Genomic DNA, 20,918 nt, shown 5'->3' on the forward strand with positions numbered 1-20,918 from the left:
GTTCGAGGCAGAGCCGGGGAGTCGGGCCGCCACCCATCTGCCTGCCGATGACAGTGATGTCGAATTCACGCATCGGTCGGCACTCCCGTCTGCTCAGCAGGCTTGTCCCCCACGGTCACCACGAGGACGTCGAGACCCTCGACGACGCTTCCGTCGACCCGGAGGGGGTTGACCTCCAGAGTCTCCAACCGATCTCCCAGCGCGAGAGCGGCCTGGGCGATCTGCACGATCACGTCGCTCACCGCGTCGACGTCCGCGGGCGTGGCCCCTCGCGCTCCCTGGAGCAACGAGACGGCTGTGAGCTCGAGCAACATGTCCTTGACCGTGGCCGCATCGACCGGCAGGACGCGCAGGCTGACGTCCCGCAGGATCTCCACCCAGATGCCACCGAGTCCCACGGCGAGCACCGGACCGAAAGTCGGATCCATGGTGATCCCGACGAGGAGTTCCTGTCCGCCCGTGCGCATGGGCGAGACGAGCACTCCCCGGAGGTCAGCGTCCGGGACTTTCCGGCGGACGGCGGTGGAGATCCGCTCGTACGCGGCATGAACAGCCTCCGAGCCGTCGACCCCCAGGACGACGCCGCCGACGTCCGACTTGTGCGTGATCGCGCGGGAACAGATCTTCATGGCGGCCGCGCCGTCGAACCGCAGCGCTGCGGCTGCCGCGTCGTCGGCCGTGGTCACCAGCTCGGCCGGAACCATCGGCACACCGTTCGAGGCGAGGAGCGCCCGGCCCTCGTCCTCGGCCCACGCACCCTCGATGGCGGGCGCCGAGTCATCGCCTGCGCGGACTGCAGTCTTCCCCCTCGCAAGTATGCGGTCCCGCTGGTCGATCCAGCGCATCATGCTGCCGAGCGAGGACATCGCCAGATCGCCACCGGGCATGAGGAACAAGCCGGAGGACGCGAGCAGGCGTTGTGGGTACTCCGGGACGTCCAAGCAGGTGTTGGACGATAGGAAAACCGGCACGGGCGAGTTCTTGACGATGTCACCGAGGATCTCGAGCCGACTCTCGATGAACGTCGGATCGTCGGGCCGGGTCGCCGGCAATGGCGTCATCATCGTGAACATGAAGTCGATCCCGGGGTCCTGGACGGCGATCTCCATCAGGTCGTCCTCGGCCTTCGTTGGTCGGGGCCGCGCCCGGGCGTGCCCGTAGCCCGTCGTGTCGAGAGGGTTGAGGATCGAAGCGAACGGCGGCAGGTGCTCGCTCAGGTTCGCCACGGTCTTCTCGTCCCACGGCGGTAGCTCGAGTCCGTTGGCCACTGCGAGGTCGGCGATGATGTTGCAGCCACCCCCCGAAGAGGTCACCACCCCCATCCGGCGGCCAGTGGGCCGGCGACCGTGATAGCCCAGCAATGCCGCCGTCGACACCAGTTCTTCGATGCTCTCGACCCTGACGATCCCCGCCTGCCGGAATGCCGCGTCCACGACTGCGTCATCGGTCGCCACAGCGCCGGTGTGGGCCGAGGCCGACCGCTTGCCCTCTTCGCTGCGTCCTGCCTTGAACGCGACGATGGGCTTGTCGAGTTCGAGCGACTTACGACCGAGCTCCATCAGGCGCTCGGGCTCACGCACGCTCTCCAGGAAGAGCGCGACTGACTTCGTCGCCTCGTCCTCCAACAAGTATTCGAGGATGTCCAGACTGGTCATGACGGCGGAGTTCCCGACGGATGCCCACAACGTCGAACCGACGCCGTGCGCCTGGGCGAACTCGTGCGTCGCCCGAGCCATCGATCCGCTCTCGAACACCGCCCCGACCGGACCACGGAGCGGGGCACGGTTGGTCGCCACCGCCCATGGGGCCACGCCCGCCGGGGCGTTGATGAATCCGATCGTGTTCGGACCCATGATCGTGATGTCGAGGCCCAAGGCGAGCTGAGCGAGGCCGTGCTGGCGAGCGCGCCCGTCGTCGCCCGTCTCGCCATATCCGGCTGCCAGGATCACCGCGTTCTTCACGCCGGCCGCGGCGGCGTCCTCGAGGATCTCCTCGACCCGGGTCGGTCCCACCAGGATGAACGCCATGTCTGCCGGTTCGTCCAGGTCCCGAAGGTTTGGGATGGTGGGCTGGCCGAAGAGTTCGTTGTGCTTCGGGTGGACGAAGGTCAGCTCCTTGTGCCCACCGGCATGACGCAGGCTGCCCATGAGGTTGACAGCCCAGCTCGAGGAGTCAGACGCACCGACGACGGCGATCCGACGAGACCCGAAGAAGCGGTGAAGCCGCTCTGGGGTGACCAGCCGCCGCCGATCCTGGTAGTCGAGTGATGACACGAGGGCTTCCTTCCTGTGGTCCACCTGGACCAGCAACCGCTCGGGACCCTGTGGTCCACCTGGACCAGCAACCGCTCGGGACAGTTGCTTAGCGTGGTTTACTTTTTCACGGCACCGGCTCGCACACAAGGACATCGGGGCGGAAATTCCCGCTCCACACCGCGTAACCGGTCCGAACGGGGCTGCTCCTCGCTGACTTGCGTGACTACCTGGTAAGACCCACGTGAAGATCGACGGGATGGCCGCCTCGGGACCGGCGCGGCCTCGGGACTGGGGGCCGCCACGGGTTGCCGCTCTGGCCGAACAGGGAGCCATCGTCTACGGCCCCGACCTCCAACCCGCGGCGGAAGACGCCAGCCGCCTTCTCGAGGGACGACACCTGCCTTACGCCGACGTCACTGCCCGACGGGCACAGCGCGGAAGGGCTGCGGATGACGATGCTGCCGGTCCTCACCGACCTCCCGACCTCGCCCGGCAGACCCTCACCTGGGGCCAGGGCTAGGAGATGGCCTGCCACCACCTGCTCGAGGAGTACTTCGCCGACGGCATCTTCTTCGCACTACCGGGCAGCCCCTGACTGCGCAGCACGAACGAGAACATCATCGGGCTCCTCCGCCAGCACTTGCCCAGAGGCAGCCCCCTGAGCGCCTTCACCGACGATCTGGAAGCGGTCGATCAGCGCATCAACGGCCGTCCTCGGAAGCGACGTGGCTGAGCCGCCAGTCCCGCAGGTCGGCGCCGTTGCTCCGTGACCCCGAAGACGGCCTGCGGGTCTTCGCCGGCTACCCGTCGCACTGGGAGGGAGTCGGTCGACCAACCCGCTCGAGCGGCTGAGCGAGGAGATCAAGCGCCGCACCGATGTCGTCGGTGCCTTCCCCAATCCCGAGGCCCTGCTGCGCCTCGCCGGCGTGGCGCTGGTCGAGGCGCACGACGAATGGCAGGTCTCCGACCGCCGCTACGTCTCCGAAGGCTCCATAGCCCTGACTCAACCGGCCCGAGAACCCGACCAAGGAGGTGGCGCAACCGGCCCTGTCCGTCATAGGCATCACACAGCTGACCAACACGGTGAGGGCTGCACATCCACCACTCAGCGGGACGTGACCTCCGGCCCCACCTCCAGGATCTATGCAGCTCTCAAGATCACAAGGCATCACACCTCATGCACGCGGGGTCGGCCAACTCGTCGGACGGGTTTCAGGAGGATGCCCCGGACGCTGAGTGCATGGCAGTTGGAGGGTGCGCCGACGACCGAGCTCGCAGGCGCGAGTCTGAACGGCGACGTCGGGAGCGCACCGCGCAGCGAGGCGTCACCGGCCAGTCCGCGCCGGCCGACGTACCGGCGAGCACATCGTCTGTTGGCGGCGACCGACGGGCAGCCGCTGTGTCTTGCGCCTGGTGCGGCGGCGCCATCTTGCCTCGGCCTCGAGGACCCATCCCGAAGTGGTGCTCGGCCAGTTGCCGTCGCCGCGCCTGGGAGCAGGGCCGCGCGGCGGCCTCCGGGCGGTCGGCTGTCGCAGTCGTCGAGCGTCGGGTCAAGGTTCACGTGCCGATGTCGCCAACGCGCCGGGACTGGGCGCCGCTGCTGAGCGAGCTGACCCGCCAACTGGAGGATGGCCGCGTCTACGACCGCGACCTCGCGGATCTCGCCGCGGCGCTGAGGACTGTCCTCGACGCCTACGGCCGACGGCCGTACGTGCGGGACCGGAGCGTCGGAGGTCACTCCGCCGATCTGTGGTGAAGGTCGAGCCGGTTCAACCGTCGACAGTGGTTCGGCGCCTCGACCGGCCGCGTGAGTCGAACCAAGGTCTCCAGTCATCCTGCAGCGCAGACGACGACTCCAGAACGAACTGGAGCCGAGGAGTCCGCGGCTGCCCGATGTCACGGGCAGCAGGGCTGGAGAACAACAGGACCTCCCATTCCGCTGCCGTCCGGCAGGTCGGCGCGCAGACAACTCGCCTCAAGGCGAACTGGAGGAGGGCGAGCAGCCTTCGTGGCATGACGGCCGACCGCTTCCTGATCGCGCGGCTCGCCGCGCACCAGTCGTGGGCCAACACGGCCGACCGCAGCGCGCGTACCGCACCGGCACGACGCGCCATGCTGGACCGCTTCGAGAACCAGGTCGACCCCGACGGCGTGCTGTCGCCGGCCGAGCGGGCGCGTCGAGCCGGGCACGCTCGTAAGGCCTACTTCACCCGCCTCGCGCTCCGGTCGGCGCAAGCGCGACGCAGGAAGCTCGGGTCATCGGCGGGGGATGGTCGTGCCGATGCTTCGGGCCAGGACCAAGCGCGGTAGTTCAGCCCGGCCAACCGCAGCGAGAGACGCCCCTAGGGGCCTGCGGCCGTCAAGGCGGCACTCGGCGGCGCAACCAACCCCAGCCTCAGTACAGCGGACACAACCCGACGCCAAGACTGCGTCACTGCGTGAGCGGCCCAACGAGGGCGCTCCTGTAGCCCGCTCAGGAACACAACGGACCGAGACCCCCGAAGGGATGCCATGCCCGCTCGGCCCGGGCCACATAGAATTGGCCACTTCCGCCAACCGGTAGCGAATATCTCAACTGAGCTGGGCTCTCAGTCCAGGATATTCCACTGCACAGCGCTTCTCACCAGGACGCTTGATCGCAGGTCAGCACAGCGCTCAGGCCTGCCTAGTGCGCGACTACCTGGACTGAAGAAGGACCCCTCTCCTCGCCCCGCCTCGCGAGCTCGGCGCGGGCCCAGGGAGAGGAGCCGTCGCGCCCGGCCCCCGACCAGTGCGGTCGGGGGCCGTCGGCTGTGTGTCGGTCAGGTCACGATCTCACCCTTCGGTACCGGGTGGGTCGTGTACGCCGTCGCCCGCCGGGTAAGCGGCGTAGCGTGGGGGACGTCAAAGACAGCAGCGGACCCACTGCCGGACCGAGCCCGGCGCAACGGAACCGATCACGACGACAGATCAGCATCATCCAGGCACGGCGTCCCTGCTGACCGACCCACCGGCACCTCTGGCCCCGGACTCACCACTCATGGCGAGTCCACCGGCCGGAACGCCCGGGTCGGGAACACAGGGGTCCATCCTGGCGCTGTGCAGGAGGCCGATCCGCAGCCGCGGGTCCGTGCGGTAGAGAGCGAGTGATGACCCAGATGACCCAGACGCTGACGACGACCCCGCCCGCCGACGACCTGGTCGTCCCCTTCCACTGTGACCGCTGCGGTGCGCTGGCCAAGGTGCGGGTGGTCCTCGCCAGCGGCAGCGACCTCGTGTTCTGCGGGCACCACGCCCGTGAGTACGAGGGGAAGCTCCGCGACATCGCGGCCGACATCATCGAGACTGACGGCGAACAGCGCGTCACCTCCTGACCGAGGCGCTATCGTCGCGCACAGCGATGAAGCCCTCACCCGACGCCGCCGCCGGCGTCCCTGCTCCGCCTGGTGCGGACGGGGCGCCGGCGGCTCCGTCGTTCCCGGGGTCCCCCGGTCGACGGCCACCCGGAGATCCCCCCATGCCGCAGTCCCCCAGCCAGCAGGACGAGACCGCCCGGCTCGACGCCGAGATCCTGTCCGACGACACCCGGCCGGTGCCGCGCGACCGCGGCCCGGTCGGCCCCGAGGGCTCCGGTCCGGCGGTGCCCCCTGCACCAGCCGGCCCCGCGCCCGCCCCGGCTGACGTCCCCGCCGACGATCCCCCTGCCCCCCGGGCCGACGATCCGGCGGTAGCGGGGATCCCGGCGCCCGGCGTCGCTGCCGACCCGGCCGACGAGGGCGAGACCCAGGACATCCGCTTCGCCCCCGGCGAGGAGCCCGGCCGCCTGCCGCCGCCCACCGCGGACGACGCCGGCTCGACGACCGCCCTGCTCCCCCGCGACCAGCCGACCCCCGTCCCCGCGGAGCACACCGACCCGTCCGCCGGCAGCTCCCTCCCGGACGGCGGTGGCCCCGGCGGACCGCCCGACGCCGGTTCCCCGCGACCGGCCCGCCCGTGGTGGCGCCGTCCGGCCGTGCTGGCCCCCGTCGCCGCCGTCGGTGTCCTGGCCGCCGCCTACGGGGTGGACCTGCTCGTGGCCGGCGACGACGTGCCCCGCAACACCGTGGTCGCCGGCATCGACGTCGGCGGCCTGTCCCCCGCCGCCGCGGCCGAGCGGCTGGAGTCCGACCTCGCGCCGCGGGTGACGGCCGACCACGTCGTCGTCGCCGACGACGTGGAGGGCACCCTCTCCCCCGCGACGGCCGGCATCACCCTCGACGTCGACAGCACCGTGGAGTCGGCCGGCGACCAGCCGCTGAACCCGTGGACGCGGCTGGTGTCGCTGTTCACCGAGCGCGAGATCGACCCGGTCATCACCGGTGAGGACACGGCGCTGGCCGCGCAGATCGACACGATCGCCGAGCAGGTCGACCGCGCCCCGGTCGACGCCACGATCACCATCGAGGGGACGACGGCCCAGGTCGTCGCGCCCGAGGACGGCCGCACGCTGGACCGCGAGGGGGCCGCCGACGCGGTGACCGCCGCGCTGGCCTCGGGCGGAGACCCCACCACCCCCATCGACCTGCCCGTCGACGTCACCGAGGTGTCGGTGGACGCGGCGGAGGCCGAGCGGGTGCTGGCCGGGACGGTCACCCCGGGCCTGGCCGCGCCGGTCACCGTCGTCAGCCAGGACGGCGCGACGTCGGTGGAGGTGCCCGAGACCGCGATCGGCGCCTCCCTGACCTTCACCCCGCAGGAGGACGGCACCCTCGCCGTCGCGGTGGACCCCGCCGCGCTGCAGGAGGCCATGGGGGACGACTTCGCCGCGTTCGGCACCCCCGCGGAAGACGCCCGCTTCGAGCTCTCCGGCGGGGCGGTGACGGTCGTCCCGTCCGTCGACGGGACCGGTGTCGACCCCGCCGCGCTGGCCGGTCAGCTGCTGGAGGTGCTCCCGGCGGCCGCGCCGCGCACGGTCACGGCGCAACTGGGGCCGGTCGAGGCCGAGTTCAGCACCGCGGACGCCGAGGCGCTCGGCATCCGGGAGCAGATCAGCACGTTCACGACCAACTTCACCAGCGCGGCCAGCGGCACCAACATCCGCGTGGGCGCCGCGGAGATCGACGGCGCGCTCGTCCGGCCCGGCGAGACGTTCAGCCTCAACGACTACACCGGGCCCCGCGGCACGGCGCAGGGCTACGTCGAGGCTGGCGTCATCAACAACGGCCAGTTCACGACCGCCGTCGGCGGCGGCATGAGCCAGGTGGCCACGACGCTGTTCAACGCGGTGTTCTTCGCCGGCCTCGAGGACGTCTTCCACAAGCCGCACAGCTACTACATCAGCCGCTACCCGGCCGGCCGCGAGGCGACCGTCTACTACGACTCGATCGACCTCGCGTTCCGCAACGACAGCGACACCGGCGTGTACATCGACACCCAGTGGACGCCGAGCTCGCTGACCGTCTCCTTCTACGGGACCAAGCGCTACGACATCGAGTCGATCAGCAGCAACCGGTTCAACCTCCGCCAGCCGGTGGTGCAGGAGAAGCCCGACGACGGCAGCTGCAGCCCGCAGGGCGGGTCCACCGGTTTCGACATCACGGTGACCCGGGTGTTCAAGGACCCGCAGAACGGCGCGGAGGTCCGGCGGGAGGACTTCCGGACCCGCTACGCCGCCGAGCCGGTCATCCGCTGCGTCCCGCCGGCCGCCCCGGCCGCTCCGGAGGGCACCGCACCCGTCCCCGGCTGACCGGGCCGGAGTTCGCCCGTTCGGGCGAGCGCCGTCGGGCCCACCGGCCGGCCCGCCGTCCCCCGGGCTCCCGGCGTGCACACTGGGCCGGTGAGCACGGTCCTGCCCGGGGGGTCACCGGCCCGAACCGGGAGCGGTCCGGACGACGCGACCGGTGACGGGGACAGCGGCGCGGCCGGCGCCACCGCTGCGGCCACCCCCGCGCCGGCCGGGCGACTGGCCCGCTGGCCGGCCGCGCTCCGGGTCCCGCTGCAGGTGCTCGGCCGGACCCTGGCCAAGGCGTGGCAGGACCGGATCCTGGGGCTGTCGGCCGAGGCGGCGTTCTGGCAGATCCTGTCGGTGCCCCCGCTGCTCATCGGGTTGCTGGGCTCGCTGGGCTACCTGGGCAGCTTCATCGGCGCCGGGTCGGTCGCCGAGATCGAGGACCAGCTGCTCACGGCCTCGGCCCAGGCGCTGACCCCCGACGTCGTCGACTCCCTGGTGCGGCCGACGCTGGCCGACATCCTCGGCTCGGGGCGGCTGGACCTGGTCAGCGTCGGCTTCCTGCTGTCGCTGTGGGCCGGCTCGTCCGCGACGGCGACCTTCATGAACACCATCGTCATCGCCTACGACCAGCGCGACGTGCGCGGCCCGATCCGGACCCGGCTCAAGGCCCTGTGGCTGTTCGTCGTCGGGATGGTCGTGGCGGTGCTGACCCTGCCGCTGCTCGTGCTGGGCCGCGAGGTGCTGGTCGGCTTGCTGCCGGTGACCTGGCGGGACACCGCCACCGTGCTGGTCAACGCCGTCTACTGGCCGGTGGTGCTGGTCGGCCTCGTCCTGGCCCTGACCAGCTTCTACCACGTGGTGCTGCCCCGCCGGCTGCCGTGGAAGCGGCACCTGCCGGGGACCCTGCTGGCGGTCGCCTTCTTCCTCGTCGCGGTGCTGCTGCTGCGCGCATACGTCGCCGACATCCTCACCGCGACGCTCCCCTACGGGGCACTGGCCACCCCGATCGCGGCGCTGCTCTTCTGCTTCTTCTTCGGCATGGCGGTGCTGCTGGGCGCCGAGCTCAACGCCACCGTCCAGGCCCGCTGGCCGGCACCGCTGCGCCGGCACGAGCGGAGGCGTCAGGAGCGGCGGGCGGCGAAGCTCGAACAGGCCCGCCGCCTGGACTTGATGTGACACCGACAGGCGGCCCGCTGCAGGGTCCCGCCGCGGTCCCGCCCCGGGCAGCGGGGTCCTGCTACTTCTTGAGCTGCTCGTAGACCTCCTTGCAGGCCGGGCACACCGGGCTGCCGGGCTTGGGGCTCTTGGTCACCGGGAAGACCTCGCCGCACAGGGCCTCGACCATCGTGCCCATGACCGCGCTCTCGGCGATCTTGTTCTTGCGGACGTAGTGGAAGACCTCGTTGGCGCTGCCGGTGTCGCCCTCGCGGACGTCGGGCTTCTCGAGGAGGTCGGTGTTGCTCACGGTGCTCCCTCAGGTCGCGGACGGCGGCCGGGAGGCGCCCGGCCACCCAACGGCGGCGACGGGCACGCTCCGCCGCCCACCATGATGGCAGGGTGCAGCCCGACTCCCCCGCCCTTCCCCTGCGGCTCTCCCCCGAGGTCGCCGACGCGCTCGCCGATGCCCGGCCGGTGGTCGCCCTGGAGAGCACCCTGCTGGCGCACGGCCTCCCCCGGCCGGCGAACCGCGCCGCGGCCGACCAGGTCGAGGGCGCCGTCCGGGCCGGCGGGGCCGTGCCCGCGACCATCGCCGTCCTCGACGGCGTGGCGCACGTCGGACTGACGCCCGACGAGACCGACCGGGTGTGCGCCGACCCGGACCTCGCCAAGCTCGGCGTCCGTGACCTGCCGGTCGCCCTGGCCCTGGGCGGCAGTGGGGCCACGACGGTCTCCAGCACCGCGCTGCTGGCCGCCCGGGCGGGCATCGAGGTGTTCGCCACCGGCGGCCTCGGCGGGGTGCACCGGCAGGCGGCCGACACCTTCGACGAGTCCGCCGACCTGACGGCCCTGGCCCGCACGTCGCTGGTCGTCGTCTGCGCGGGGGTGAAGTCGATCCTGGACGTGCCGGCGACCCTGGAGCGGCTGGAGTCCCTGTCGGTCACCGTCGTCGGCCACCGCACCCGCGTCTTCCCGGGCTTCTACGTCGCCGACTCCGGCTCCGTGCTGGACTGGTCGGTGGACGACGCGGAGCAGGCCGCCGCCGTGTTCGCCGCCCGGCGCGGACTCACGCCGGGCGCGGTGGTCGTGGCCAACCCGCTGCCGGTCGCCGAGCAACTGGACCGAGAGCTGCACGACCGCGTCATCGCCGGGGCGCTGGCCGCCGCCGAGGCCGCCGGCGTCCGTGGCAAGGAGGTGACCCCCTTCGTGCTCGACCACCTGCACCGGGCCAGCGAGGGGGCGACGCTCGCGGTCAACGTGCGCCTGGTCCTGCACAACGCGGAGCTGGCCGGGCGGATCGCCGCAGCCCTCGCCGCGCTCCCCCGCTGAGCTCCGCCGTGGCCCGCGTCGTCGTCGTCGGGGACCTGGCCTCCGACGTCGTCGTCGTCCTGCACGGGCAGCCGGCGCCCGGCTCGGACCGGCCCGCCTCGATCGCCACCCGCGGCGGCGGGGCCGGGGCCAACGTCGCGGCGCACCTGGCCGCGCTGGGTACGCCGGTGGTCTTCGCCGGGTGCGCCGGCGACGACGCCGCGGGCGCCGGCCTGGTCGCGGAGCTGGTGGCCGGCGGGGTCACCGCGGCGGTGCGGGCGGTCCCCGGCGCCGCGACCGGCACGATCGTCAGCCTGGTCGAGCGGGACGGGCAGCGCAGCATGCTGGCCGACCGAGGCGCCAACCTGGCGCTGCGAGGCCGCTGACGTGCCGGCACCGGAGGCGGGCGGGCACCTGTACCTGTCCGGCTACACCCTGCTGCACCCGGACCCTCGGACCGCGGGGCTGTCCGCGCTGGCCGCGGCCGTCGCCGCCGGCTGCACGACCTCGGTCGACCCCGCCTCGACCGGGCCCCTGGCCCGCTACGGCGTCGAGGACTGGCTGGCGGACACGGCCGCGGCGACGCTGGTGCTGCCGAACGAGGCGGAGGCCGCGCTGCTCACCGGCTGCACCGACCCGGCCGACGCCGCCCGGGCCCTCGCCGGCCGGTACCCGGTCGCGGTGGTGAAGCTGGGTGCCGACGGCGCGCTGTGGGCCTCCGGCGACGTGCTGGTGCACCGGCCGGCCCATCGGGCGCGGGTGGTCGACACCACCGGCGCGGGTGACGCGTTCGCCGCCGGTCTGCTCTCGGTCTGGCTGGCCGATCGCGGCGGGGACCCGGTGCACGCGCTGGAGGCCGGCCTGGCACGCGCGGCCGCCGTGGTCGGCCGGCCGGGCGCCCGCTGAGGCCCCCTGCAGGGGTCCGCCGGGGTCGTGCGAGCGGTGGAGGGCAGGACGTCCTCCGTCAGTGCTCGATGACCCGGTCCGGCCGCGCGGGGTTCTCGAGGATCCGGTCGGGGCGCGGCGGGGCGTAGCGGTTGACGTCGAGCCGCTTCTTCGGCGGCGCGTCGTTGGCCATCATCACCGCGACCCACGGCAGCACGGTGCCCAGGAACGCGAAGATCAGCGCCAGCCACAACGTCTGGTAGAAGACCGCGGCGAGCACCAGGCTGACGCCGCGGACGGCCATCGTCAGCACGTAGCGCTTCTTCCGCGCCGCGTGCTGCTCCTCCCGGCTCAGCTGGGCCTCGGTGATGAGGACCGGCTGCGGCCGGCGGGGACGCGCGGGCTGCTGGCTCGTGGCCACGGACTTCCTTCCCTCCGCCGACCGGGTGACCGGCACTCGGCAGATCCCTCCGCAGCTGTGCGTGCCCGGCGTCCCGACGGCGCCTGGGTCCCGGCACAACCCCGGGTCCGTCGCCCATCGTGCCACCGGATCCCGGGCGGTGCAGGCACCCCGGAGTTGCGTTCTCAGCCGCCCGCAGCGGCCTTCGCGGCCTGCTTGGCGGCCTGCTTGGACGAGCGCACCTCGGCCAGGGACTCAGGGCCGGTGATGTCGGCGACCGAACGGCGGGAGCCCTCCTCGCCGTAGGCGCCGGCGGCCTCCCGCCAGCCGGGCGGGGTCACGCCGTACTGCTTGCCGAGCAGGGCCACGAAGATCTTCGCCTTCTGCGCGCCGAAGCCCGGCAGCTCCCCGACCCGCGCCAGCAGCGCCGCGCCGTCCGGGGCGTCGGTCCAGAGCGCCTCGGCCCTGCCGTCGTACCGCTCGACCAGCAGCCGGCACAGCGCCTGGGTCCGGGCGGCCATCGAGCCCGGGTACCGGTGGACGGCCGGCGGTCCCCGGAACACGCGCGTCAGGTCGTCGGGGTCGTGGGTGGCGAGCCGCGCGGCGTCCAGGTGGTCGATCCCCAGCCGGTCGGCCAGCAGACGAGGACCACCGAAGGCGCGTTCCATCGGGAACTGCTGGTCGAACAGCATGCCGAGGAGCAGGGCCAGCGGGTCGCGGCCGAGCAGCTCGTCGGCGGCGTCGTCCTGGGTGATGTGGAGTGTCGGCACGCGAGGATCCTGCCGCACCCCGGGCCCAGACGGTCCGGGCTGACGCCGGCTTCCCCGGCCGGACCGGACCGTCAGCCGCTGGTGAACCGCGCCGCGCTCGGACCGGAGAGCGACCCGGCCGGCAGGCGGCGGTCCATGAGGACCAGGAGGAGGTGGCGGGCTCGCCCGCGCAGCGGTTCACCGTCCCCGAAGGCCCAGTCGAGGTCGTCCGCCTCGAGCCGGGTCCCGGTCAGGTCCAGACCGGAGTGCCGCAGGCTCAGCGGGGTCGTCGCGTGGTCGAGGACGACGCGCAGGGCCCGCTCGCTGACCGGGTGCTCGACGCCCAGCGGGACGGTGACGTCCAGACCGTGGACGACGTCGTGGGTGAGCGCACCCGCCAGCCCGCCGCCCGGGGGCTTCCACGGGTGGGCCACGTTGGTCCGCCAGCCGTCGAGGAGCACGCCGATCGGCGCCTGGGCGTCCCGGCGGGCGACCCGGTCGGCCATCCGCGCGAAACTCCCCCGGGACCGCAGCAGCTCGGCGAGGAACCGTGGGGCCGGGTAGCGGAAGGGCATCGTCATGTGCGCGACGACCTCGCGCACGCGCCAGCCCGAGCACAGCGACGGGGTGTTCCAGTCGGACTCGGACAGGCCGTCGAGCACGTCGCCGAACGACGCGCGCTCGGTCGTGATCGTGGCCATCAGATCGGTGGTCGTCATGACCGTTCCGCCCGGGTCAGCCGGTCCAGGTGGGCGGCGAAGCGGTCGAGGGAGGTGCGGAAGCCCGCCTGCGCACCCGGGTCCAGCATCTGCGCCGGCACGTGGGCCTGTTCGATGTCGACCTGGGTGCGGTCGTCGCCGAGGTCGGTGAACCGGACGGTGACGGTCATCCCGGAGTGGGCCTCGACCCACGACAGCCGCTCCGGCGCGCTGACCTCGGTGTAGCGGGCGCTCGTCGGGTAGGTGCTGCCGTCCGCGTCGTTGACCATGACCGTCGTGAAGGCGCCGCCGGGACGGGCGTCGACGGTGATCTGGTCCAGCGGCGTGGTGACGCCGATGGGACCCCAGAAGTGGGTCATGTGCTCCGGTTCCACCATGCAGCTGAAGACCAGCTCCCGAGGAGCGTCGAAGACGCGGGTGTAGCGCAGGACGTGCTCAGTCACGGTGATCTCCGTTCGAGGGCGTGTGCACGGTGCGGAGGTGCTCGTCGAGCTTGTCGAAGCGCTCGGACCACAGGCGCCGATTCGTCTCGATCCAGTCCACGGCGGCGTCCAGGGCCTCCCTCTCCAGGTGGCAGGGACGGAACTGCGCCTCGCGGCGTCTGGTGATCAGCCCCGAGCGCTCGAGCACCTTCAGGTGCTTGGAGATCCCGGGGAGGCTCAGGGCGAACGGTTCGGCCAACTCGTTCACCGTCGCGTCGCCGGTCGCCAGCCGGGCCAGGATGGCCCGTCGGGTCGGATCGGCCAGCGCGGCGAACGTGGCGTCGAGCCGCTGCTCGAGCGCCGACGTCACGCCGTGACCCCGGTTGCCGCCATGGATGTTAGTTAACCGTGTAGCTAATTAACCGTCAAGCTGAATGGGCCGGTCGACCAGCACAGCGCGTCGCGATGGCGTTCGACTCTGCCCGGACGGGTAGGGCACGTCCACGGCCGTCCGGATCCCGGGGTGCGGACGACCCAGACCCGGCGGTCCAGAACCGTGGCCGCCGGGTCGCCCCGCTCCGCTCGGGTCACTCCCGTCGGCACGTCGCCCGCGGGATCCCGGCACCGCGGGCGTCGGCACGCCGGTGGCCCGGTCCGGCGGGCGCCGGGCGAGGATGGCCGGGTGCGCGCGGTGGTCAGCAGGGTCGCGACGGCGGCGGTGCGGGTGGACGGCGAGGTCGTCGGCGAGATCGGGTCGGGACTGCTGGCGCTCGTGGGCGTCGGCCGGGCGGACGACGCCGACCGGGCCCGGCTGCTGGCCCGCAAGGTGCACGAGCTGCGGGTCTTCCCCACCGACGACGGCGCCCGGTCGGTGGCCGACCTGGGCCTGCCGGTGCTCGTCGTCAGCCAGTTCACGCTCTACGCCGACACCCGCAAGGGCCGCCGTCCCTCGTGGGACGCCGCCGCGCCCGGTGACGTGGCCCAGCCGCTGGTGGAGGAGCTCGTCGCTGAGCTGCGCCGACGTGGGAGCGAGGTGGCGACGGGGGTGTTCGGGGCCCGGATGGCGGTGTCGTCGGTCAACGACGGCCCGATGACCTTGCTGCTGGAGGTCTGAGTCCCGCAGCCCGGGGTATCAGACGGTGACGCAACACACGGCCTGTGCATCTGCTGTCAACCGGGTGCTCGTGGAACACCAGGGCGGGTCCGGGCCGTTGTGCAGTGCGTACCACATCGGATCACAGAGGGCTGAGGCCGGCTGACGGAGCCGGTCCCCGGGCCCCACCCACGACGCGCGGATGCGCCACCGCCTCACCGACGACCGGCGGCTGCATCCGAACCGAAGGCAAGGACGAAGACAGATCGTGACGCTGCTGCAGTCTTCCCCCACCGACACTCTCGAGGTCCGCTCGCCGCGGCGCGAGCCCGACACGAGCGGCCTGGTCTCGACCGACCTCGTCCGGGTGTACCTGAACACCATCGGCAAGACGGCGCTGCTGACCGCCGAGCAGGAGGTCGAGCTCGCCAAGCGGATCGAGGCCGGCCTCTACGCCGAGCGGCTGCTCGCCGAGAAGCAGGGCCTCTCCCCCACCTACCAGCGCGACTACAAGGCGCTCGCGATCGACGGCAAGGCGGCCAAGCGGCACCTGCTGGAGGCCAACCTCCGGCTGGTCGTGTCGGTGGCCAAGCGCTACACCGGCCACGGCATGACGTTCCTGGACCTGATCCAGGAGGGCAACGTCGGTCTCATCCGGGCGGTCGAGAAGTTCGACTACACCAAGGGCTTCAAGTTCTCGACGTACGCGACGTGGTGGATCCGCCAGGCCATCACCCGCGCGATGGCCGACTCCGGCCGCACCATCCGGCTGCCCGTGCACCTGGCCGAGCAGGTCAACAAGGTCGTCCGCACCCGGCGCCGGATCCACCAGGAGCTGGAGCGCGAGCCCACCGCCGAGGAGCTGGGTCTCGAGCTGGACATGACCCCCGAGCGGATCACCGAGCTGCTGGAGTACAGCCGCGACCTGGTCAGCCTCGACCAGACCGTCGGTGCCGACGAGGAGTCCCGGCTCGGTGACTTCATCGAGGACGCCGACGCCGCCGTCGCCGAGGACGCCGTCGCCTTCCAGATGATGAAGGGCGACGTGCGGACGGTGCTCTCGACGCTCGAGGACCGGGAGCGCGACGTCGTCGTCCTCCGCTTCGGGCTCGACGGTGGCCAGCCGCGCACGCTGGAGCAGATCGGCAAGCAGTTCGGTCTGTCCCGCGAGCGGGTGCGCCAGATCGAGCGCGAGACGATGGCCAAGCTGCGCGACCCGCAGCGCGCCGACGCGCTGCGCGACTACCTCGCCTGAAGAAGAGGACCCCGTCCCTCTCCCCCCTCGCGAGCTCGGGGCGAGCCTCCGGACGGGGCCACGGCCGGAGCCGGTCACCCCACGGTGACCGGCTCCCCTCGTCTCTAGACCCCCGGTGTGCGCATGCGGCGGGGGCCGGCGTCGACGCGGGCGGTCGGCGGACCGACCCGCACCGTGGCCCCGGCGACGACCAGGGACCGCCCGCCGTGCCACGGCTCGGCCGGGCCGACGATCACCGGCTCCAGCGTCAGCTGGAGCACCTCGGGCAGGTCGTCGGCCAGCCGGGCGACGCGGAGCAGCAGGTCCTCCAGCGCCGCGACGTCGACCGGCTCCGAGCCCCGGTAGCCGTCCAGCAGCGGCCACGCCCGCGGTGCGCGGACCAGCTCCGCGGCGTCCAGGTCGGTCAGCGGCAGGGTCCGGTAGGCCCGGTCGCCGAGCAGGTCGGTGGCCACCCCGCCGAGTCCGAAGCTGACCAGCGCGCCGAACGACGGGTCGTCGACGATCTCCACGACGGTCGCCACCCCGGGCGCGGCCATCTCCTGCACGATCACGGGATCCCCGGAGGGGATGGCGGCGAAGGCCGAGCGCACGGCGTCGGCGTCGGCCAGGTCCAGCCGGACCCCGCCCAGGTCGGAGCGGTGCCGCAGCCAGGGCGCCGTCGACTTGAGCACCACCGGGTAGCCGACCGCCTCGGCGGCGGCGACGGCGGCGTCCGCGTCGCTCACCGTGCGGGTGCCCAGCAGCGGCACCCCGTAGGCGGCCAGCAGCGCGATCGTCTCGTCGTCGCCCAGGTGCCGCCCGGCGGGTGTGTCGGCGAGTGCGCCGAGGACGACGTCCCGCGCGGCCGGCTCGTCGACGCCCGGGAGCTCGGGGAGGGCCCCGACCGGCCGGCGGCGCCACCGGGCGTACTGCGCCACCTTGGCCAGCGCGATGACGGCGCGTTCGGGCGTGGAGAAGGAGGGCACCGAGCCGCGGTCCGGCGTCCCGTCCTCACCCGGGATGGCCAGCTCCGCCGGGATGCCCTCGGTGGAGAGGAAGGTGGCGACGACCGGCTTGCCGGCGTCCCTCGCCACCTCGAGGAGCGCGCGGCCGAACTCGTCCGACCCGCGGCTCAGCGGCGGCAGGAACACCGCGACGACGGCGTGCACCGACTCGTCGTCCACCGCCTCCTGGAGGGCGGCGCGGAACTCCGCGGCCGTGCCGCTGGCACCGATGTCCACGGGCGCCTCCCGGGCCAGCTGCAGGCCCTCCTCCAGGACGGCGTCGGCCACCAGCACGCCCATCGCCGTGGAGTTGCCGACGACGGCGACCCGGTCGCCCTCGGGCAGCGGCTGGTGGGCCAGCAGCGTGCCGACGTCGAACAGCTGCGCCAGCGTCTCGACCCGGATGACACCGGCGGAGGCGAACAACGCCGCCACCGACTCCTCCGGCACCGCCACCGACGTCCCGGCCAGTCCCTCGGTCATGCGGACGTGCCGGCCGCTCTTGACCGCCACCACCGGCTTGGTGCGGCCCACCCGGCGGGCCAGCCGGGCGAACTTGCGCGGGTTGCCGAAGCTCTCCAGGTGCAGCAGCACGACCTCGGTGCCGGGGTCGGTGGCCCAGTACTGCAGCAGGTCGTTGCCGCTGACGTCGGCGCGGTTGCCGGCGGAGACGAAGCTGGACAGGCCGATGTTGCGGGTCCGCGCCTGCTCGAGCAGGGCCGACCCGAGCGCGCCCGACTGGGCGAAGAAACCCACCCGGCCGCGGCCCGGGATCCGCGGCGCGAGGCTCGCGTTCAGCCGCACCTGGGTGTCGGTGTTCACGATGCCCAGGCAGTTGGGGCCGACCACCCGCATCCCCGACGCGCGGGCGGCGGCGACCAGCGCCCGCTCGGCGACCCGCCCACCGGGACCGGCCTCCCCGAAGCCGCCGGAGATCACCACCAGCCCACGGACCCGCTTGCGCCGGCAGGCCTCGACCACCCCGGCAACCTCGTCGGCCGGCACGGCGAGGACGGCGAGGTCGACGTCGTCGGGGATGGACTCGATGGAGGCGTACGCCGGCACGCCACGGACGTGCCGGGTGCCCGGGTTGACGGGGTAGACGGGGCCGCGGAAGCCGAAGTCCAGCAGGTGCCGCAGGACGGCGTGCCCCATCTTGCCCTCGTCGTTGGAGGCACCCACGACGGCGACCGACGACGGGGTGAGCAGCCGGGCGATCGACCGGGACTCGCTGCGCTGCTCACGCTCGTAGACCACCGCCAGCGCGGTCTCGGTCGGCGCGATGGGGAAGGTCAGGTGCACCACGCCCTCCTCGTAGGTGCGCTCGGGGGTGTACCCGGCGTCGAGGAAGACCCGGACCATCCGGTTGTTCTGCGCCAGCACCTCGGCGACGAACCGCTCGATGCCCCGCTCCCGCGCCGCCGCGGCCAGGTGCTCCAGCAGCACCGACCCCAGCCCCCGGCCCTGGTGGGCGTCCTCGATGAGGAAGGCCACCTCGGCATCGCTGGTGTCCGGGTACCGGTCGTAGCGACCGACGCCGACGACCTGGTCGCCGAGCACCAGCACGAAGGCCACGCGGGAGTCGTGGTCGACGTGGGTGAACCGGTACAGCTCCTTGTCCGACAGCCGCTTCAGCGGGCCGAAGAACCGGTAGTAGCGGGTCTGGTCGGAGCTGCGGTCCATGAGACCCACCAGCCCGTCGCCGTCCTCGGGCCGGATCGGGCGCAGGTGCACGGTGCCGCCGTCGGCGGCGATGATGTCGGCCTCCCAGTGCGCCGGCGCCTGCGGCGGCGGGGGTTCGTCGTCCCGGGTCGCGGGTGGCCCCGCCGCAGCGCCCGCGGCCCCGTCCAGAGGCTCGCCGCGAGCCTGCGAGTGGTGAGGAGGACGGGGCCCTTTCTCAGTCACGGGGGTCGTCCGGGTCCAGGCCGAAGTACGGGAACGCCGCGGTGCGGGTGCGGGAGATCGCGCGGTCGACGCGGGACTCGGTGAACGGGTCCCAGCGTGCGAACCCGGTGTAGCCGCCCTCGGTCATGTGCGTCGGCGGCCGCGCCCGCAGCCCCCGCCGGACGACGTCCTCCCGCCAGCTCTCCGGGATCTCGGTGGCCGGCTCCAGGCGGCTGCCGCTGACCTCGGCGATCAGGTGCGTCCACGCGCGGGGGACGCAGCGGACCAGGCCGTAGCCGCCGCCGCCGAGGGCGATCCAGCGGCCGTCGCTGACCTCGTGCGCCAGGTCGTGCAGCGCCCGGTAGCTGGCCCGCTGCCCGTCGACGGTGAGCGCCAGGTCGGCCAGCGGGTCCTCGTGGTGGGCGTCGCACCCGCACTGGGTGACCAGGATCTGCGGCGCGAAGGCCCGGACCACGCTCGGCACCACGGCGTGGAAGGCCCGCAGCCAGCCGGAGTCGTCGGTGCCGTTGGGGAGGGCGAGGTTGACCGCGCTGCCCAGCGCCTCGTCCGGGTCCCCCGTCTCCTCCGGGAACCCGGTGCCCGGGAACAGGGTGAGCGGCGTCTGGTGGATGCTCACGGTCAGCACCCGCGGGTCCTCGTAGAACGCCGCCTGGACGCCGTCCCCGTGGTGGACGTCGATGTCGACGTAGGCGATCCGCTCGTACCCCCGGTCGAGCAGCCACCGGATGGCGATGGCGGCGTCGTTGAAGACGCAGAACCCCGACGCGCGGTCGGCCATGGCGTGGTGCAGCCCGCCGGAGATGTTGACCGCGTGCTGGGCGCGGCCACTGTGCACCTGCTCAGCGGCGAGCACGCTGCCCCCGGTGATCAGCGCCGCCGCGTCGTACATGCCCGCGAAGATCGGGTTGTCGGCCGTGCCGAGGCCGTGGCCGACGTCGGGGTGCTCCGGTGCCCGCCGCACCGCCTCGAGGTAGGCGGGGTCGTGGACGAGTTGCAACGTGGCGGCGTCGGCCGGTGTCGGGCGCAGCACCTGCAGCCGGTCGCTCGCCAGCACGCCGAGGGCGTCGGCCAACCGCATCGTGAGATCGAGGCGGATCGGGTGGAGGGGGTGGTCCCCACCCATCGTGTAGCCGAGCAGCGCGTCGTCCCAGACGACCGTGACCGAGTCGCTCACCGGCTCTCCTCACTGACCGTGGCGGCGCCGGCGGCCCACTCCGGGCGCCCGACCGCTCGGGAGGCGACGCTACCGCCGGGCCACCGGCACCGTGCCCTGCAGCGCCCCGGCCGGCGGCGTGACGCCGGCCGGTCGGCGAGCCGGTTGCACGGGCCGGACCCCCGTACCATCAGGGCCGACACGGAGGAGACCTGTGAACGACCTGATCGACACCACCGAGATGTACCTCCGGACGATCTTCGAGCTGGAGGAGGAGGGGATCGTCCCCCTCCGCGCCCGCATCGCCGAACGGCTGCACCAGAGCGGCCCCACGGTCAGCCAGACGGTCGCCCGGATGGAGCGCGACGGCCTGCTGACGGTCGAGGGCGACCGGCACCTGCAGCTGTCCGACGAGGGCCGTCAGCTGGCCACGGCCGTCATGCGCAAGCACCGGCTGGCCGAGTGCCTGCTCGTGGACGTCATCGGCCTGGACTACGCCGACGTGCACGAGGAGGCCTGCCGCTGGGAGCACGTGATGAGCGAGGCGGTGGAGCGCAAGCTGCTCAACCTCCTCGGGAACCCGACGGTGTCGCCGTTCGGGAACCCCATCCCGGGCCTGGACGCCCTCGGCGGGGAGACCTCCGCGGTGCTGGACTCGCTGACGCTGCTGTCGACCACGGCCACGCCGGAGGGGCGCCGGGTGGAGATCAAGCGGATCAGCGAGCAGCTGCAGGAGGACTCCGAGCTGCTGCGCCTGCTGGCCGACCACGGCCTTCGACCCGGCGCCACCGGAGTGGCCCAGCTGGTCGCCGGCACGGTCAGCCTCGACGGCCAGGTGCTGCCCGCCGGAGTGGCCCAGCACGTGTTCGTCAGCGCGCTGGACGAGGAGCTCACCCCGGTCGAGGCGGCGCCGCGCCTCTGACGGGGCACCGCCCGCTCGGGGA

Annotated in this window: 18 protein-coding genes and 2 pseudogenes; 11 read left to right on the forward strand and 9 right to left on the reverse strand. The window is 72.9% G+C overall.

The genetic code is table 11. The features are described 5' to 3' along the window. Positions 1–65: 65 nt before the first annotated feature. The gene (locus tag GCU56_RS03205) at positions 66–2,273 is read right to left on the reverse strand and encodes an acetate--CoA ligase family protein (RefSeq protein ID WP_163480077.1); all 2,208 of its coding nucleotides are present in this window, start codon (positions 2,271–2,273) and stop codon (positions 66–68) included. Between the two features lie 809 nt (positions 2,274–3,082). Here GCU56_RS03205 and GCU56_RS25835 point away from each other — a divergent pair. The 6 genes and pseudogenes from GCU56_RS25835 to GCU56_RS03235 all read left to right on the forward strand — a co-directional run. Then, positions 3,083–3,374: pseudogene (locus GCU56_RS25835) on the forward strand (transposase); the annotation flags it as partial. Between the two features lie 448 nt (positions 3,375–3,822). Beyond that, positions 3,823–4,011 carry a hypothetical protein gene (locus tag GCU56_RS03215; RefSeq protein WP_163480078.1) on the forward strand — a complete coding sequence of 63 codons (189 nt, stop codon included), beginning with the start codon at positions 3,823–3,825 and terminating at the stop codon, positions 4,009–4,011. 257 nt (positions 4,012–4,268) lie between these two features. Further along, complete coding sequence (locus GCU56_RS03220; protein ID WP_204331393.1) at positions 4,269–4,565, forward strand: hypothetical protein; 297 nt, start codon at positions 4,269–4,271, stop codon at positions 4,563–4,565. Between the two features lie 818 nt (positions 4,566–5,383). Then, positions 5,384–5,608 carry a DUF7455 domain-containing protein gene (locus tag GCU56_RS03225; RefSeq protein WP_239521696.1) on the forward strand — a complete coding sequence of 75 codons (225 nt, stop codon included), beginning with the start codon at positions 5,384–5,386 and terminating at the stop codon, positions 5,606–5,608. 143 nt (positions 5,609–5,751) lie between these two features. Next, positions 5,752–7,959, forward strand: a complete 2,208-nt coding sequence (locus GCU56_RS03230; RefSeq protein ID WP_163480079.1) for a VanW family protein — start codon at positions 5,752–5,754, stop codon at positions 7,957–7,959. A 90-nt stretch (positions 7,960–8,049) separates the two neighbouring features. Then, positions 8,050–9,120: a YhjD/YihY/BrkB family envelope integrity protein gene (locus GCU56_RS03235; RefSeq protein WP_163480080.1), complete on the forward strand. Its 1,071-nt coding sequence runs from the start codon at positions 8,050–8,052 to the stop codon at positions 9,118–9,120. 61 nt (positions 9,121–9,181) lie between these two features. Here GCU56_RS03235 and GCU56_RS03240 read toward each other — a convergent pair whose 3' ends face one another. After that, on the reverse strand, positions 9,182–9,409 hold the full coding sequence (locus GCU56_RS03240; RefSeq protein WP_163480081.1) for a DUF3039 domain-containing protein: 228 nt from the start codon (positions 9,407–9,409) through the stop codon (positions 9,182–9,184). A gap of 92 nt (positions 9,410–9,501) precedes the next feature. Here GCU56_RS03240 and GCU56_RS03245 point away from each other — a divergent pair, with 92 nt between their 5' ends. Continuing rightward, positions 9,502–10,431 carry a pseudouridine-5'-phosphate glycosidase gene (locus GCU56_RS03245; RefSeq protein ID WP_345771600.1) on the forward strand — a complete coding sequence of 310 codons (930 nt, stop codon included), beginning with the start codon at positions 9,502–9,504 and terminating at the stop codon, positions 10,429–10,431. Between the two features lie 8 nt (positions 10,432–10,439). After that, positions 10,440–11,316 (forward strand): annotated as a pseudogene (locus GCU56_RS03250) (carbohydrate kinase family protein). Between the two features lie 58 nt (positions 11,317–11,374). Here GCU56_RS03250 and GCU56_RS03255 read toward each other — a convergent pair. The 5 genes from GCU56_RS03255 to GCU56_RS03275 form a co-directional block, all read right to left on the reverse strand. After that, positions 11,375–11,716 carry a DUF3099 domain-containing protein gene (locus GCU56_RS03255; RefSeq protein WP_163480082.1) on the reverse strand — a complete coding sequence of 114 codons (342 nt, stop codon included), beginning with the start codon at positions 11,714–11,716 and terminating at the stop codon, positions 11,375–11,377. Positions 11,717–11,880: 164 nt separating this feature from the next. After that, positions 11,881–12,465, reverse strand: coding sequence for an HhH-GPD-type base excision DNA repair protein (locus tag GCU56_RS03260; RefSeq protein ID WP_163480083.1), 585 nt, complete (start codon positions 12,463–12,465; stop codon positions 11,881–11,883). A gap of 71 nt (positions 12,466–12,536) precedes the next feature. Then, positions 12,537–13,163, reverse strand: coding sequence for a maleylpyruvate isomerase family mycothiol-dependent enzyme (locus GCU56_RS03265; protein ID WP_163480084.1), 627 nt, complete (start codon positions 13,161–13,163; stop codon positions 12,537–12,539). Further along, positions 13,160–13,606, reverse strand: a complete 447-nt coding sequence (locus GCU56_RS03270) for an SRPBCC domain-containing protein (RefSeq protein ID WP_163480085.1) — start codon at positions 13,604–13,606, stop codon at positions 13,160–13,162. The genes GCU56_RS03265 and GCU56_RS03270 overlap by 4 nt, the downstream gene beginning before the upstream one ends. Further along, positions 13,599–13,955: a metalloregulator ArsR/SmtB family transcription factor gene (locus GCU56_RS03275; RefSeq protein WP_163480086.1), complete on the reverse strand. Its 357-nt coding sequence runs from the start codon at positions 13,953–13,955 to the stop codon at positions 13,599–13,601. Before GCU56_RS03275 ends, GCU56_RS03270 begins: the two co-directional genes overlap by 8 nt. A 312-nt stretch (positions 13,956–14,267) precedes the next feature. Between GCU56_RS03275 and dtd the strand changes: the two genes are divergently transcribed. Next, on the forward strand, positions 14,268–14,699 hold the full coding sequence (dtd, locus tag GCU56_RS03280; protein WP_163480087.1) for a D-aminoacyl-tRNA deacylase: 432 nt from the start codon (positions 14,268–14,270) through the stop codon (positions 14,697–14,699). Between the two features lie 247 nt (positions 14,700–14,946). Continuing rightward, on the forward strand, positions 14,947–15,933 hold the full coding sequence (gene sigB, locus GCU56_RS03285; protein ID WP_163480088.1) for an RNA polymerase sigma factor SigB: 987 nt from the start codon (positions 14,947–14,949) through the stop codon (positions 15,931–15,933). A 104-nt stretch (positions 15,934–16,037) separates the two neighbouring features. On the opposite strand, the gene GCU56_RS03290 is transcribed toward sigB, so the two are convergent. Next, entirely contained in the window at positions 16,038–18,821 is a 2,784-nt protein-coding gene (locus GCU56_RS03290) for a bifunctional acetate--CoA ligase family protein/GNAT family N-acetyltransferase (protein ID WP_345771601.1), read from the reverse strand. Next, positions 18,814–19,995, reverse strand: coding sequence for an acetoin utilization protein AcuC (locus tag GCU56_RS03295; protein ID WP_163480089.1), 1,182 nt, complete (start codon positions 19,993–19,995; stop codon positions 18,814–18,816). Before GCU56_RS03295 ends, GCU56_RS03290 begins: the two co-directional genes overlap by 8 nt. Positions 19,996–20,188: 193 nt before the next feature. Between GCU56_RS03295 and GCU56_RS03300 the strand changes: the two genes are divergently transcribed. After that, positions 20,189–20,896: an iron dependent repressor, metal binding and dimerization domain protein gene (locus GCU56_RS03300; RefSeq protein WP_163480090.1), complete on the forward strand. Its 708-nt coding sequence runs from the start codon at positions 20,189–20,191 to the stop codon at positions 20,894–20,896. Positions 20,897–20,918 lie beyond the last annotated feature (22 nt).

It is taken from the genome of Geodermatophilus sabuli (assembly GCF_010686765.1).
GTDB classification, from domain to species: Bacteria; Actinomycetota; Actinomycetes; order Mycobacteriales; family Geodermatophilaceae; genus Geodermatophilus; species Geodermatophilus sabuli_A.

What these genes read in the sequence shown, in the direction of transcription:
- GCU56_RS03215 (WP_163480078.1), top strand. Translation starts at nt 3,823, where the DNA reads ATGTCGCCAACGCGCCGGGACTGGGCGCCGCTGCTGAGCGAGCTGACC.
- GCU56_RS03220 (WP_204331393.1), top strand. Translation starts at nt 4,269, where the DNA reads ATGACGGCCGACCGCTTCCTGATCGCGCGGCTCGCCGCGCACCAGTCG.
- GCU56_RS03225 (WP_239521696.1), top strand. Translation starts at nt 5,384, where the DNA reads ATGACCCAGATGACCCAGACGCTGACGACGACCCCGCCCGCCGACGAC.
- GCU56_RS03230 (WP_163480079.1), top strand. Translation starts at nt 5,752, where the DNA reads ATGCCGCAGTCCCCCAGCCAGCAGGACGAGACCGCCCGGCTCGACGCC.
- GCU56_RS03265 (WP_163480084.1), bottom strand. Translation starts at nt 13,163, where the DNA reads ATGACGACCACCGATCTGATGGCCACGATCACGACCGAGCGCGCGTCG.